We start from the raw sequence: 13203 nt of genomic DNA on the forward strand, positions 1-13203 counted from the left end.
ACGAAGTACGATTCAGTATAGGCGTTTAAGGCGTTTGTTTGATGAATGAAATAGTATCCTTTGGGTAGGAATTAAAAAAAACACAACAAACGATGAGTACCCGCCATGTATTCCGAACAAGAACTTGAACAACAGCCCTTGATGGATTCTGATCAATGGGGACGTCTTGAAAATGAACTGGGGCTTGAAATGCTGCGGGAATTTTCTCAAGAGTTTTTTGAAGAAACCCGTGAGATCTGGTTCGTACCAGGTTTTGATCCGTTTGCGATGGAAGAAAAAGCTTTCAAGTCCATGGCACATCGAAGTGCTGGTGCTGCCGGCACCATTGGATTTAAAAAACTCAGATTTGTATTTCTCTGCATGGAACACAACCCGCTGGGCGAAGAAACCCAGCGCTATTTGTCAGCCATGAGTACCATTTTTCAATCAACCCAAGATTGGGTTCAAAGCAAGTAATAAATCATGCAATATTCTTCCGCACGGCCTTGGGCCAGCCTTGGTCTGTTTATCAGCTTGGGCGCATTGGCTGCCGCACTGTTCTTTCAAATCAGCAAGGAATGGTTTCCCTGTCCGCTGTGCATTATTCAGCGTTATGCCTATCTTGCAACCGCATTGGGCTTCTTGGGTATCGGCTTGAGCAGTCGTCAAAGCGTGTGGTCCAAGGTATTTGTGGTGTTGACGTTGCTCGGCTTTTTAGCAGGTGCAGGTGTGGCTTTTTACCATGTGTGGGTGTTGTCCAATCCGGCTCAAACCTGCGGGGTGGATCCACTTCAAAACACTTTGAATGCCTTGCCTTGGGTGCAGTACTGGCCCGATATGTTTATTGCAGATGGGTTGTGCACCGAGGCATATCCGCCCCTGTGGGGCTTGTCGCTGCCCATGTGGAGCGGTCTCGGTTTTCTGGCGCAGGGACTTGTGTTGCTGGTTACAGTCCGGAATCGTCAATACGTTAAAGGCTCATGGTGACCGGGTTGGCCAAGGTGACCCAAGTCTCAGTACCTTGGCAGGCCTGTTGTTTTCTCTCAAGGGTTTCCATATAGCCTAGCAAAGTGCCCAAGGCGTCCATGGCATTCGGGTTTTTGCTTTGCCTGATGGCATGCAAAATTACGGCCAGTGCGTCATCCAAGTTGGTATCACTGCCCTGTAAGGGGCCAGCCATTTGAAGCTCAACGGTTTCCGGAAAGCGGAAATCGTGTTTGGGTGTGGCTTGCAGTTGTATGGTTTGCATGATGATGAACCTGGATCTGACTTGATCCAAGAATCTCACTTTTGTGTTTCGCCCCACTTTCCGAATAAACCACTTTTTTTGACCCAGTTCAGCAGATCCCCGAAGTGGACTCCACCGATTGGGCGATCATTTTTTTGGCAGCTCACACGTTATGAATAAGACAAATAGGAGTCTGCCCCATGTTGATCAATATTTCAGATGCCCAGGTGGTGCAACCTTTGTTGCAACGAAAGTCTTTGTCGCCCGAGCATTTGTATTTGTATTCCGGCAAACGCTACAACCCTGCCACACGCGTGGCGGGTGAAAGCCTGGTGGCACTGGAAACTGAACTGACCCAATCCACCTTGCTGTATCTTCAGGCACAGGATTTGTTTGAGGAGCTGGATTGTTGCTACAAGGTGCTGTCCAAGGCCCTGGTGGACGAAGAGCCTGAAACCTTTGTGGTCGTGATGGACGAACTTGCCGAGCGGTTCAAGCACATTGCCATTCATCATTTCGACCTGGCCTATGCTTACCTGGCTTGGCACACAGCCGACGATTACCCGGTGATGCACCACATGCTGGTGGCCTTGACTCTGTTTCGGGTGGGTTTGTGCAGTAACCGGTTTTCAGGCGGTGAGCTTACCTCGCATTTGAAAGCCGCGTTGACCATGAACATCAGCATGTTGACCTTGCAAGCTCGCTTGCGGGCGCAAACCGAGCCCTTGTCGCGCGATCAGCGCGAGACCATTCGCAAACACCCGGAGCAAAGTGCGAACAAGCTGAAATTGCTGGGTGTGAAGGATGAAATCTGGATTGAGTCGGTGCGCATGCACCATGAACTGCCGGATGGTTCGGGTTATCCAAACCAGATACCCAACAACAATGTGGGGTCGGTGTTGTTGAGTGTTTGCGATTCATTTAATGCCAGAATGGCCCAGCGCGACTACCGCAACAATTTCACGGCTGAACAGGCTGTGAAAGACTTGTTTGCTCATGCGGACCATTTGTACAGCTGCTTTACAGCCATCATTCTCGAGGAGTTGGGTATTTACCCAGCGGGTAGTTTGGTGCAATTGACCGGTAGCCAAATTGGTTGCAGCCTGATTCGGGGTGAAACCGCAATTAGCCCTGTGGTTTTGGTGTTTCGCAATTTACCTTCGCCAGGTCCCAGTGCCGCTTTGGTCGACACTTCTGCAGACGGAAACAAAGTGCGCAATGCCTTGCCCAGGCGTGATTTGGGCAAGCTGCCGGGTCTGCTGGAGTTGTTGTCGAAGGTGGTTTAGTTCAATCCGTGTTCGGGCAATTGCAGACTGGCCACCGTTTGATTGCCCACGCGGTTCAAATTCAGGGTGATGTGATGGCGAGAAGCAATGCGTTCGGCGGTGGCCAGGCCAATGCCTTCGCCGTCGAATTCATCGTTGCCGTGCATGCGGTGAAATAGCTGAAATTTCTGGGCACCGTGTGTGTCTGAGAAGCCCACACCGTTGTCGATAATTTCAAGATTATTGGCGCTGCTTTGTCGAATGATGATTTTTGGCGACTCCACAGGTCTGGAGAATTTCACTGCATTGTCGATCAGCTCTTTGAAGGCTTTCATCATCATGGGTTTGTCAAAACGCCACTTGCCGTGAACCTGAATTTCAATCGGCACAGGCGAGAAGTCAAAGTGCTCATTCACCACCTGCATCAGGGTGTCGTTCAAATCGTGCAGTTGGATATTCAATGGGCAAACACCCAAGCGCAGGTATTCAATCAGGGCATCGAGCAGCACGCCCATGCGTTTGCCATTGCGGCGAATTTCCTCCAGTGATTTGCTGGCTTCGGGGGGGGCATTTTCACCCAGGTCATCGGCCAGAAAAAAGGAATAGGCGTCTATGGCGCGCAGTGGTGCCCGGAAGTCGTGCGCAATGGTGCCAGACAACCAGTTGAGTTGGCTGAGCAAGTCATTGTTCTCTTTGATTTGTCGCTGGGTTTCGATGTCGACACTTTGATTCAGCTGGCTGAGCGCCTCCTTCAGGCTGTCGATTTCCGACAGTTGGGCCGTCAGTGTTTGTTTGTGTGAGTCTTGGTTTTTCTCGATCTGCTGAAGTGCCAAAGCCTGTTGGCGCTTCAGTTCGCTGCGTAGCTTGCTCGACAAGGTTTCCAGTGCAACTTGCTTGGTTCGCAAATCGTCAAGCTCAAGCTGTTGGCTTTTTGCCTGCTCTGGCGTCAACAGCCGTTGGCCAGTGACGAAAGAAAGCAGTTTGAGCAGCAGGCGCAGCACTTGAAAATTTAATTGGTTTTGATGGTTGAAACTTGCGACACGGGTGCTTTCTGATCTTTCGCGCCAATGGAGTCGGTGTAAGCACGATACGCTTTACCCGCTGATTCAGCGCTGTAGGCTTCGACTTCACCCCGATTGATGCCTTCGGCTTGTTCTTTTAGCCAGGTGCGCGTGCTCAGGCCGGTTTCTGCATCGGTGGTGCCTGAAATGGATAAGGTACCTTGAGAGTTGCTGGCTGTGTCTTGCGCACTAACGAGCAGGGGGGCTGCACCTAAGAGTGCGGCCAATATCCAGGGCGTGGTCGAGTTCATTGTGGGTTTCCTTTGGCGTCCAAACGCCTTTTGATGGAATTGGCTTGTGACATCACTTGGTTTCGTGTGTTGTCTGACCACTGCAGCCGGTCGGCGATGTCCATGGCCATGTTGAAATCGTCAAACACCAAACCCCAAAGGGCAAGGTTGGCCATGATCTTTGCATCACCGCTGGCCAGTTGGTTGGCCTTCATCAGCGTGTTGTAGGCGGGTTCTTTTTGCCCTTCCAACAGGTACACCAAACCAAGGTCCGAGTAGGCATTGATGTTCAATGGATCCGCCTGAATCGATTTTTCCAGGCGAATCGCGGCTGTTTTCAGGTCGCCACGTTCAATGGCCACTTTGCCCAATCCGTACCAGACTGGCCCGCTTTTTTGCTGACCTTGTCCGCTGAGCAGCGATTTGTACACCAGCTCTGCCTGGTCCAACTGACTGGTTTTACGCAGCGAATCGGCGCGCAATTGTTTGCTCTGCCTGTCTGATCCCCATTTCTGGTCGTAAGCATCCAGGTGAGCCAGGGCTGCGTAGGCATTGTCTTGCTCAATCATGGTTTGAACAAGTTTCAGGTGCAGGTTTTTCTCGCGTTCGGCACGGGCTTTTCTGGTTTGCTCGTCTTCACGGTCAAGTTCTTTGCGCTCGGCTTCAATTAGCGCGTCTTGAGTAGGGCTGGTAGCGCCGATGTTGGGCGCACTGGGTGTTGTTGCAGGTTCCGATGCAGGTGCATTGGGTGCCTGTTGCGGAGTTGCACAGGCGGCCAGAATGAATGGCAGTGCCAATATGGCCAGTTGCCGGTTTAAATGCCCCAAAATTAGACGACTGCTCAACACGCTTTAACCCCCGACCCGTTCAAATGCACGAATAATGGAGATGATACCCGGGCCGCCAGTCATGATCAGAAGTGCTGGCAGCATGGTAATCACCATGACACCCGTCAGTTTAACAGTCAGCTTGCCCATTGTTTCTTTGGCATTGGCTCTTTCTTTTTCCACGAGTCGGTCTGAGAACTGTTTCAGAGGTTCCTGAACAGCGCCGCCAAACTTCTCGATTTGCTCCAAGACCTGCACAAATGATTTGAATTCGTCGCTGGAGTACATGTTGCTCATTCGCTTGAGCATGACAATCCACGGTACACCCGACTTGACTTGAGCCCGGGACCTACGCAACATGCGGCCGGTAATGGGTACAAGGTCATACAGTTGCGAGGTCATGACTTCGATGGACTGGTCCACGCTCAGGCCGACACCCTGCAACAAACGCATCACATCGACCACGGCCACCAATTCACGTTCAAAAGCGGCTTCCCGACCCTCGCCCACGGTTTTCAGGTACCACTTGGGGGCCATGAAACCAATGCCCGTGACCGCCACCACCTGAATCATCGCAATGGCCCCGAAACCTGCATCCCAGTTCAGGAAAAGCCCGATGGCCAAACCAAGGAGTCCAAGTGCGATTCGGATCAATACAAACCGGCTAAGGTCCTCTTCACGCCCAAAGCCAGCCCGTCCCAGCAGTTTTTTGTCTTCATCTTCTACAAAGTAGGTAAATGCCTTGGTTTTGCTGAATTGCTGGCCAATTCTTTCGATTCTTCCGGTCAGCACACTGGTGGGCACCTGGTTGCGCACCGCAGCGGAGCTTTGAACCCTGCGACGAAGTTCGGTGTACTCATCAATTCGGGCCAGCGCTTTTTCTTTGCGGTTGCTTTGGCTCAACAGGCTCCAGGCCAGGCCGATAAACCCCAGCCCCAACAGGAAAATGCCAATCGCCAAAAATGTGTTCATGTCCATGGTGGCGCCCTTAAATGCTCTTGACCATGCGATAAATAATCGCTGCGCCTGCAATTTGCAGCAGTCCCGCGACGAACAGCAACATGCGGCCTGTGTCGTCGTTCCACATGGTGCCCAGGTAAGCAGGGTTCAGCGTCAGAATAATACCGGCCAGTGCGGGTGTCAGGCAGCACATGAATACTGCCGACATGCGAGCCTCGGAGGACATGGCCAACATTTCCTGATGATGTTGTTCACGGTCGCGCAGGTACTGCGCCAGACGGCCCAGCAAAATATCGCTTTTGCCACCGTAGTTCAGTGCCAGCGCAACAACGGAGGCAATCAGCTTGAATTCCGTCAGGCCATACACGCGCGACAGTCGGTGCATGGCTTGGTCCAGTTCCAGGCCGGCATATTGCATTTGCACTGCCAAGCCGAGTGCCTCTTTCAATGGGTATTCGGCGTTTTCCAGTGCGGTGTTGAAAGACACCGTGAGGCTGTAACCCACCGCGCTTACACGCACCACGCCATCCAGAAAGTTGGGCAATTGGCTTAGCATTTGCAGCCTGCGTTTGCGCTGACGATACAACACATAAGCGGCAATGCCCAGAATGGCGAGAATGAGTGCACCGACGGCACTTGCGGCACCCCGGAAAACGAAAGCAGCCAGCGCCGGTATCAGTGTGATCATGGCCACACGAATGCCCAATGCGCGGTCGATCGACAGGCCCGCTGAAATCAGGCTGTCGGTGATCCATTGTGGAATGTATTTTTTGCGAAGCGGATCTTTTTCCAGCGCCAATGGGTCTCTGGATTTGCTCAACGCGACATCAAGTCGACTTTCCGCCAGTTTGCGATTTTGTTCTTCAGCACCCCGGCCTAGCAACAGCAGGGCCAGAGAGATGAATACCAAGGCAGCGGCGATCAGTCCGAATGTCATGTCAGGCGAATGTGCGAGATTTTCGGGTTTTTGGGATAAGGCACCACAGGGACCCAGTTGTCCAGTTCTTGACCGTCCGGGCCCAGTCGGCTTTCATGGCGATACAGGTCTTGCAGCAAAATATTGTCGTCCACAATGCCAGCCACTTCCGTGATGCTGTAAATGCGTCGTTTGCCAGACGGCAGCCGAACGATTTGTACAATCAGGTCCAGTGCCGATGCAATTTGTCGGCGCAAACTCATTTCATTGCCGGTGAAGCCCGCAAAGCCAGACAGCATTTCAAGGCGGTGCAGGCAATCGCGTGGCGTCGAGGCGTGAATGGTGCCCATGGAACCATCGTGACCAGTACTCATGGCTTGCAGCATGTCGAGAACCTCGGCACCGCGCACCTCGCCCACCACAACCCGGTCCGGGCGCATGCGCAAGCTGTTTTTTACCAAGTCGCGAATCGAAATTGCACCCGCGCCCTCATGGCCACCGGGGCGGCTTTCAAGGCGAACCACATGGTGGTGGTTCAATTGCAATTCTGCGGTGTCTTCAATGGTGATCAGGCGCTCGCCGGGTGGAATAAACTCGGCCAGCACGTTCAGCATGGAGGTTTTGCCGGTGGATGTCGCACCACTGACCACCAGGTTGCAACGTTTGCGAACGGCCTCTTGCATAAGCTCGTACACACGGGCATCAAAGGTGCCCAAACCCATCAGGTCGTCGGCACGCAGCGGGATGCTTCTGAATTTACGAATGGAAACCACCACGCCATCGCGGGCCAGTGGAGAAATAATCACGTTGATCCGGCTGCCATCGGGCAGGCGGGCATCGACCATGGGGCTGGATTCATCAAGCCGGCGGCCCAGTGGTGCCAGAATGCGGCGAACAATGCGAAGTAGGTGGGCATTGTCGACAAAGCGGGCCTGTACGCGTTCCATGCGGCCCATTTTGGACACATACACGTCCTTAAAGCCATTGATCATGACGTCTTCAACGTTGGGATCGGCCAGCAGGTCTTCAAGTGGACCAAAGCCTGCAATTTCCTTGTACAGCGAGTCGGCCACGAAGGTGACTTCGGAGTCGTTCAGTGGAATCTGCTTGCCATAAATCAGACTTTGCACTTCACCCTGAATAAATTTTTCAAGGGCGCTGTTGTCCATTTTGGCGAAAGTAGCGCCTTTCTTCTCGATGATGGCCAGAATATGTTCATGGGCCATTTCTTTCACATCGGCCAACACCGCAGAGTCCATGTCGCTGACTTTGGCGGTGGCAAACTGCAAGTCCTCGGCTGCATTGGACTCAGCGCCTTCAATGTGTTCAGGCTCCGAGGGCTTGGGGGGCGGCGCTTCCTGGCCGAAAATGATGTCACTCATTTGTTGAACCATTTCTTGAATGTGCCTGCAAGGCCGCCCTGTCCGTCAAGGTGTTTGCGATTGGCATTCACTCTGTCGAGTAGTTGTGCGACTGCTTTGGCATACGGGTCTTTCGAATCGGCTGCGGACAATACCTGGCCGCCGTTGACGGCATTGATCAGGGGTGCGCGCCGGTCTGGCAGGGTGTGTACCGTTTCAATGTTCAGTTTCTTGGCGATCGATTCTGCGTCCAGCGCAACGTCTTTGTGATAAGGCGTGACCACCAGGTCAAATGTCTGGGTTGCAATGCCTTTGTCGTTCAGGCCTTTGATTAGCTCGGCGGCGGTCACAATACCGGGTACAGACTGAGGTGTCAGCACCATGGTGGAATCAGCGCTTCGCAGCAGGCTGGCCACAAATTCAATGTTCGAGAAGCCGCACAAATCAATCACGATATTCTCGAAAAAGGATTTGATCAGGTTCAGGAATTTCAATGCATCAGACGCGGAAATGTCACGCAAGTCGGCTAGGTTTCTGGGCAGTGAAAGTATGGCCACGCCGGTGGCATTGTTGCGGCGAAACGCGGTTTTTGCCAGGGTGGCATCGAAGCGTTTCAAGTTGCGCACACATTCCACAAAGTCCATCGCGCCCTGTTTGTCTTCGGCTGGCAAATGCACCAGGCCATCGCCCAAGGGCAAACCAAAGTCCAGCAGCAAAGTGCTGTCTTTGTTTTGTTTGGCCAGCTGCACAGCCAGGTTGACTGCCAATGTGGTGGAACCCACACCCTGGCGACCACCCAATACAACCAAGGCATAGCCTTTGCGCTCATTGCTTTGTTTGGGTGCTTTTTCAACAACACCGGTCAGAATTTTTGTGACTTCTCCTGCACTGGAATCCAGGCTGAGAAAGTCTTTTACGCCAGAACGCAGGGCATTGACCACGTCTTCAGTCGAGTCTTTCGAGCCCATGGCCACAACAGGCAGGTCGGGTGCAAGTTCTCGAAGTTCCTTGACGATCAGGCTGGCGTCCAGGCCGACCTGTGGCGAGTAATCCACCACCGCCATGCTGGGTGATACCAGGCCTACGCGTTTGGTAATTTCGCTGAAAGTGCCAGATTCGCGCACCAGCATAAAACGATCGCCCACTGCGTCTGACAACCAAAGCCAATTGGAGTCAGACCCACTGATGAACAATATTCGGGGCATGCTTTGTTGCATCGCTGATTCCCTTTAATTGTTGGTGAAGCCTGGAACTGGCTCTGTTGCGGCGGGCAGGAAGAGTTGGCTCCACACGCTGCGTGGGCGCATGCCAACGTTTTGACCCGGAAGGGCCAAGGCGGGCGCGTCTGCTGCACGGGGTTTTACAAATCGTGGCGTAACGATGATAAGTAGTTCTTTGTCTTCCCGGCTGTAGGTGTTGCCTTTGAAGAAGGCGCCCAAAATCGGAATTTCAGACAACCAGGGTACCCGGTTGGCATTGGCAATAATGTTTCGGCTAATCAAGCCACCGATCACAAAGCTTTGGTTTTCACCCAATTCAACAGTGGTACTTGCGCGGCGAGTCAAGATGGCGGGGACCAGCACACCTTGAATGGACGTGCCACGAGAAAAGTCGAGGTCGCTGACTTCAGGCGATACTTTCAAGGCAATTGTTTTGTTCGACAAAATGGTGGGTGTGAAACTTAAACCGACACCAAACTTTTTGTACTCAATACCAATGGTGCCGTTGCCAGAAGGCACGGGAATTGGAATTTCACCACCCGCGAGAAACGATGCGTCCTGACCGGATTGGGCAATCAGAGAAGGCTCGGCGAGTACTTTGGCGTAACCGTCGGCTTGGAGGACGTTAAGGCCGGAGATCAAGTCGCAGGTGCCTTGGCCCACCAAAGCTCCACCAACGCAGCCCGCGCTATTAAATGCCAAAGAGAAAGCATTGGATAACCCGCCCGAACCGCTCACACTCGCTGGTCCTGCTATCGAGTAGGTAAATCCACCACCGTTAACTTGACCTGTTAGGTTGATTCCAAGTCGTTGTAATTCACTGCGGGTGAATTCAACCACTTTCACATCCACCTGCACGGTGCCTGATGTTTGAATCGTGGCTTGGTCAATGAGTTCGGCTTGTTTTCCATCACTGCCTGGCTTGATCAAGCTTTCACGCGCTTGCTGATAGGTGCTGACATTGGGCGTTGAACCTGACAATTTCAATACCTGCCCTTCGGTTTCAAGGTTCAGGTCTTTCAAGTTTGATATGGTTTCGGCCGCTTTACCGGTCACTGATACTGTGATTACCCGGGCCATGCTGGCACCACGGTCCCAAATCAAAAGCGATGTAGAGCCGGTTTTCAAACCGGTTACCAATACACCTGCATTTTTGCCGCCGCGGTCGGTGGGTTTGAGTACGGTAACCGAAGCAATGCTGGGGTCGCCAATGGACACCCGTGCCGGTATGCCGGGCAGGCTGATGACTTTTTGGAATCCTGTGCTCAAAGTAAGTACAAAAGGCGTTACGCTACTTGGCGCGGCAGGTGTTTGCCCAACTGCAATTTGCGGGCTGACCAGCCCTGCACAGGCAATCAGTGATATTGCTGCGACCACGCTTTTCAAGGTGATGTTGTTGTTCTTCATCGCGCTGTTTCCCGGGTTGTTTCGCCGCCACGAATCACTTCAACTGTGGCCGGTTCGGCTGCTCGTTGTGTGGTTTGCGCGGGTTTCTTGTTGTCTTTTGTGTTGCCACTGCCGGGCAACATGGCGTTGTCCAGCGAAATTCCTGCGAAGGCCTTGTCGCTTGCGCTCAACTCTACGGTGGGTTGGGTTTTCAAGACCTTGCCATCCGGGCCCTTCACCAGCGCAGGCTTAAGCACAGGCTCTGGTTGAGGGTATTTGCTCATGTCAGGAAGTTCTTCTTCCTCGGGGCTGCGCAACACCACAAACAATTCGCCTTGGGTTTGCGCAATGGCCAGCGTGTTGATGTCTGCGGTGGGCACCTCAACCATCATTGCTTTCAATCTGACCTGGCGGTTGTTTACATCCTTGTCATTGGCGGCATTGGTTGTTTCTGGCGCATTCACTAACTGGGAGCCGACAGACAGCACACGCAGCTTGGGTATGATCAAGCGAGAAATTGTTTCTTCAATGTCGCGACTGTTGGATTTGAATATCGAGAACACATCGACATAATCACCGGCCTTGATCTTGGCGGTGGCCACGTTGTTTTCATCCAGACGCAAGGCAAAAGCACGATAACCTTCACGCACTTCAGCAGCCACCGCGCCTGACTCAAAATATTGATTGGTCACGGGCAAGCCCTTGCCAATGTTAAACAGCGGCTTCTTGCCAATTACATCGCCGATGTCGGTGAACGAGCCACTGGGGGCAATCGCAAATTTCTCGACCTTCAACATCTCGGGCGTTACTGGTTTGCCAAACTGGATTTCAACTGTGCTGACCACCACCGGGAAACGCTCAAGTTCGGTTTTGATGGCTTCACCACCTTTTTTCACGTTCTGACCCGACAAAAAGGCCATGACCATGAAAATCAGTCCGATTCCCAATAGCAGCAGTGCGAGTATTTTTGTTTTTCCTGACATGTCGCGAAGGGCTCCCGGAAGAATTTACAGTGCGTCGGTGTTCTGGTACAGAACTACAGCGCTGGCGCTGAGTTGTTCTGGAAAAAAAGTATCTGCAAATGGAATATTGGACAAAAACGGATTTTCTGAAGTGTTAAAAAACCCCCGAAATTCCAGGCAACTCAAGGCTGGGTTAGTACCCGCGCCCAAGGCGTTGCCGCAATCAGCAGCACCGGCCAATTGGTCGGTGGAAAAGCTAAAGCCCGCCGGGTACATTGCACTGGGCAGGGAATTCAACAACAATTGCCTGGCCGCAGCTTCCGGGTCGGCAGTGCTACCGGCAACAGCCACGCTTCGTGCGGCTTGTGAAACTGCTGAACTAAGCGTGTGTTGCACCATGAACAACAGGCTGTAACCCACAATTGCAAAAATCACTGTGAGTACAATTGGTAACATCAGGGCCAGCTCAACAAGTTGGGCACCGCGCTGTTTAACAGTGCGGTGGCAAAGAGAAGATCTGGCCCGAATATTGAAGTTCACTGTGCATTAATGGCGAGGATCTTACTCACCACCGGTCAGGGCGTTAACGATGTTGCCGAATGCTGTTTCAAGACCACCACCCAACGTAGCAAAACCAGCCACTGCCAGCGCTACAACCAAAGCCGCGATTACTGCGTACTCGATCAAGGAAGCGCCTTCTTCCTTGCGTTTCAAAACCAACTGTTTGTTTGCTGCATTGCTCATGACATTCACTCCTGTGTGAAAATATCGAACTCTAGGTCGAATTCCCCCATATTAGGGGTACTCCAAATGGATCAAAGCCAAGATCAGACCGTGAATTGCACCGTCTATTCACAATTTTGACCCCAAGGACCACAGCAATCTTAGGGAATTTCACCCAAACTGATTACGCCTTGTGAGTTACGATAGTAAACCAAGTCTGTGACTTGTTGATTGTTACTGTCAGAAACAATTTGCCTTTGATTAACTATTCATGCAAAAGACCAATTTACCCAGAGCCCTAATGGGGCCCCTCCATGCCTTCTTTGGTTTTCTCACAGGCGGTATGCCCGTTTCCAAAGAGCCGGGTAAGGCCAAGCGGCCTTATGAACGCGCCAAGGAAATTACGCAAAAAGCCTGTGCAAAGGCGGCTGCCGTGTCGGGCGGATTGGCTTTGCCCGTGGGCCCACTGGGAATGCTCACCGTATTGCCCGATCTGATCATTGTGTGGCGGATTCAGGCGCAAATGGTTGCTGACATTGCCGTAACTTTTGGTCACAAGAAGCCACTGACCGAACAAGAACTCATGACTTGTCTTTTCAGTCATGTCACGGACACAGCCGTGCGCGAGTATGAAAGATCGATTCCGCTGGAACATGAAGAGAAATCAGCCAAATCGGTGCTTGATCTGATTGATCGATTTACCCGCAGCGGAAGCCGGGATATCGCAGTCCGTGTAACAAAACAAATTGGACAGGCGGTATTCGAGCGGGTGGCCAAGCGCACTGCATCGCGAATCATTCCGCTGGCGGGTGCCGCGGTGGTGTCTGCTTACGCCGCCTTGGATACGAAAGAAGTTGCGCGCACTGCGGTCGAGTTGTTCTCTGGGGAGAAATTGCCCGCACGCAAATCCAAAAAAAGCTATCCAAGACCCGAGGAAATGTTCAACGTCGACAACGTGAAAGACATTCAACCCGACCAAGGGGCTTGAAGCCCTGTGAGCTCTGTGTAACACTGGGTTAGGGCCTCGTGTCGCTCACAAGGCATACGCAAGGCAACTCGCACTCGCTGAAACTTATCTGTTTCGT

Annotated in this window: 16 protein-coding genes; 4 read left to right on the plus strand and 12 right to left on the minus strand. The window is 52.5% G+C overall.

Annotated features, from left to right (window positions below):
* Positions 1-105: 105 nt before the first annotated feature.
* A complete protein-coding gene (locus FRIGORI9N_RS12895) occupies positions 106-456 on the plus strand; it encodes a hypothetical protein (RefSeq protein WP_159571921.1) in 351 nt (116 codons plus the stop codon).
* Positions 457-462: 6 nt separating this feature from the next.
* Positions 463-966, plus strand: coding sequence for a disulfide bond formation protein B (locus tag FRIGORI9N_RS12900; protein WP_159571924.1), 504 nt, complete (start codon positions 463-465; stop codon positions 964-966).
* Here the strand turns inward: FRIGORI9N_RS12900 and FRIGORI9N_RS12905 are convergent.
* Positions 950-1258, minus strand: a complete 309-nt coding sequence (locus tag FRIGORI9N_RS12905; protein WP_159571927.1) for a hypothetical protein — start codon at positions 1256-1258, stop codon at positions 950-952. The two genes, FRIGORI9N_RS12900 and FRIGORI9N_RS12905, sit on opposite strands and share 17 nt — an antisense overlap.
* A 149-nt stretch (positions 1259-1407) precedes the next feature.
* On the opposite strand from FRIGORI9N_RS12905, the gene FRIGORI9N_RS12910 reads away from it, so the two are divergent.
* On the plus strand, positions 1408-2493 hold the full coding sequence (locus FRIGORI9N_RS12910; protein WP_159571930.1) for an HD-GYP domain-containing protein: 1086 nt from the start codon (positions 1408-1410) through the stop codon (positions 2491-2493).
* Here the strand turns inward: FRIGORI9N_RS12910 and FRIGORI9N_RS12915 are convergent.
* The 11 genes from FRIGORI9N_RS12915 to FRIGORI9N_RS12965 form a co-directional block, all read right to left on the minus strand.
* Complete coding sequence (locus FRIGORI9N_RS12915; RefSeq protein ID WP_159571933.1) at positions 2490-3473, minus strand: ATP-binding protein; 984 nt, start codon at positions 3471-3473, stop codon at positions 2490-2492. The genes FRIGORI9N_RS12910 and FRIGORI9N_RS12915 overlap by 4 nt on opposite strands.
* Before the next feature lie 8 nt (positions 3474-3481).
* Entirely contained in the window at positions 3482-3784 is a 303-nt protein-coding gene (locus FRIGORI9N_RS12920) for a hypothetical protein (RefSeq protein ID WP_159571936.1), read from the minus strand.
* Positions 3781-4608 carry a hypothetical protein gene (locus FRIGORI9N_RS12925; protein ID WP_159571939.1) on the minus strand — a complete coding sequence of 276 codons (828 nt, stop codon included), beginning with the start codon at positions 4606-4608 and terminating at the stop codon, positions 3781-3783. The genes FRIGORI9N_RS12920 and FRIGORI9N_RS12925 overlap by 4 nt, the downstream gene beginning before the upstream one ends.
* 6 nt (positions 4609-4614) lie before the next feature.
* Positions 4615-5568 carry a type II secretion system F family protein gene (locus FRIGORI9N_RS12930; RefSeq protein WP_159571942.1) on the minus strand — a complete coding sequence of 318 codons (954 nt, stop codon included), beginning with the start codon at positions 5566-5568 and terminating at the stop codon, positions 4615-4617.
* 10 nt (positions 5569-5578) lie between these two features.
* Positions 5579-6487 carry a type II secretion system F family protein gene (locus FRIGORI9N_RS12935; protein WP_159571945.1) on the minus strand — a complete coding sequence of 303 codons (909 nt, stop codon included), beginning with the start codon at positions 6485-6487 and terminating at the stop codon, positions 5579-5581.
* Complete coding sequence (locus FRIGORI9N_RS12940; RefSeq protein ID WP_236550905.1) at positions 6484-7725, minus strand: CpaF family protein; 1242 nt, start codon at positions 7723-7725, stop codon at positions 6484-6486. Before FRIGORI9N_RS12940 ends, FRIGORI9N_RS12935 begins: the two co-directional genes overlap by 4 nt.
* Before the next feature lie 119 nt (positions 7726-7844).
* The gene (locus FRIGORI9N_RS12945; RefSeq protein WP_236550894.1) at positions 7845-9044 is read right to left on the minus strand and encodes a hypothetical protein; all 1200 of its coding nucleotides are present in this window, start codon (positions 9042-9044) and stop codon (positions 7845-7847) included.
* Positions 9045-9056: 12 nt separating this feature from the next.
* Positions 9057-10454: a type II and III secretion system protein family protein gene (locus tag FRIGORI9N_RS12950; RefSeq protein WP_159571953.1), complete on the minus strand. Its 1398-nt coding sequence runs from the start codon at positions 10452-10454 to the stop codon at positions 9057-9059.
* Positions 10451-11416, minus strand: a complete 966-nt coding sequence (gene cpaB / locus FRIGORI9N_RS12955; RefSeq protein WP_159571955.1) for a Flp pilus assembly protein CpaB — start codon at positions 11414-11416, stop codon at positions 10451-10453. Before cpaB ends, FRIGORI9N_RS12950 begins: the two co-directional genes overlap by 4 nt.
* A gap of 24 nt (positions 11417-11440) precedes the next feature.
* Positions 11441-11935, minus strand: coding sequence for a TadE/TadG family type IV pilus assembly protein (locus FRIGORI9N_RS12960; RefSeq protein WP_256366124.1), 495 nt, complete (start codon positions 11933-11935; stop codon positions 11441-11443).
* A 21-nt stretch (positions 11936-11956) separates the two neighbouring features.
* Entirely contained in the window at positions 11957-12139 is a 183-nt protein-coding gene (locus FRIGORI9N_RS12965; protein WP_159571961.1) for a Flp family type IVb pilin, read from the minus strand.
* 322 nt (positions 12140-12461) lie between these two features.
* On the opposite strand from FRIGORI9N_RS12965, the gene FRIGORI9N_RS12970 reads away from it, so the two are divergent.
* Entirely contained in the window at positions 12462-13106 is a 645-nt protein-coding gene (locus tag FRIGORI9N_RS12970; protein WP_159571964.1) for an EcsC family protein, read from the plus strand.
* The last annotated feature ends 97 nt before the right edge of the window (positions 13107-13203 follow it).

The sequence above is a fragment of the Limnobacter sp. 130 genome, from assembly GCF_902506325.1.
GTDB lineage: Bacteria > Pseudomonadota > Gammaproteobacteria > Burkholderiales > Burkholderiaceae_B > Limnobacter.

Coding starts and splice junctions, on each gene's coding strand:
- FRIGORI9N_RS12900 (WP_159571924.1), top strand. CDS start 463: ATGCAATATTCTTCCGCACGGCCTTGGGCCAGCCTTGGTCTGTTTATC.
- FRIGORI9N_RS12910 (WP_159571930.1), top strand. CDS start 1,408: ATGTTGATCAATATTTCAGATGCCCAGGTGGTGCAACCTTTGTTGCAA.
- FRIGORI9N_RS12950 (WP_159571953.1), bottom strand. CDS start 10,454: ATGAAGAACAACAACATCACCTTGAAAAGCGTGGTCGCAGCAATATCA.
- FRIGORI9N_RS12965 (WP_159571961.1), bottom strand. CDS start 12,139: ATGAGCAATGCAGCAAACAAACAGTTGGTTTTGAAACGCAAGGAAGAA.
- FRIGORI9N_RS12940 (WP_236550905.1), bottom strand. CDS start 7,725: ATGGACTCTGCGGTGTTGGCCGATGTGAAAGAAATGGCCCATGAACAT.
- cpaB (WP_159571955.1), bottom strand. CDS start 11,416: ATGTCAGGAAAAACAAAAATACTCGCACTGCTGCTATTGGGAATCGGA.
- FRIGORI9N_RS12945 (WP_236550894.1), bottom strand. CDS start 9,044: ATGCAACAAAGCATGCCCCGAATATTGTTCATCAGTGGGTCTGACTCC.
- FRIGORI9N_RS12935 (WP_159571945.1), bottom strand. CDS start 6,487: ATGACATTCGGACTGATCGCCGCTGCCTTGGTATTCATCTCTCTGGCC.
- FRIGORI9N_RS12895 (WP_159571921.1), top strand. CDS start 106: ATGTATTCCGAACAAGAACTTGAACAACAGCCCTTGATGGATTCTGAT.
- FRIGORI9N_RS12970 (WP_159571964.1), top strand. CDS start 12,462: ATGCCCGTTTCCAAAGAGCCGGGTAAGGCCAAGCGGCCTTATGAACGC.
- FRIGORI9N_RS12930 (WP_159571942.1), bottom strand. CDS start 5,568: ATGGACATGAACACATTTTTGGCGATTGGCATTTTCCTGTTGGGGCTG.
- FRIGORI9N_RS12920 (WP_159571936.1), bottom strand. CDS start 3,784: ATGAACTCGACCACGCCCTGGATATTGGCCGCACTCTTAGGTGCAGCC.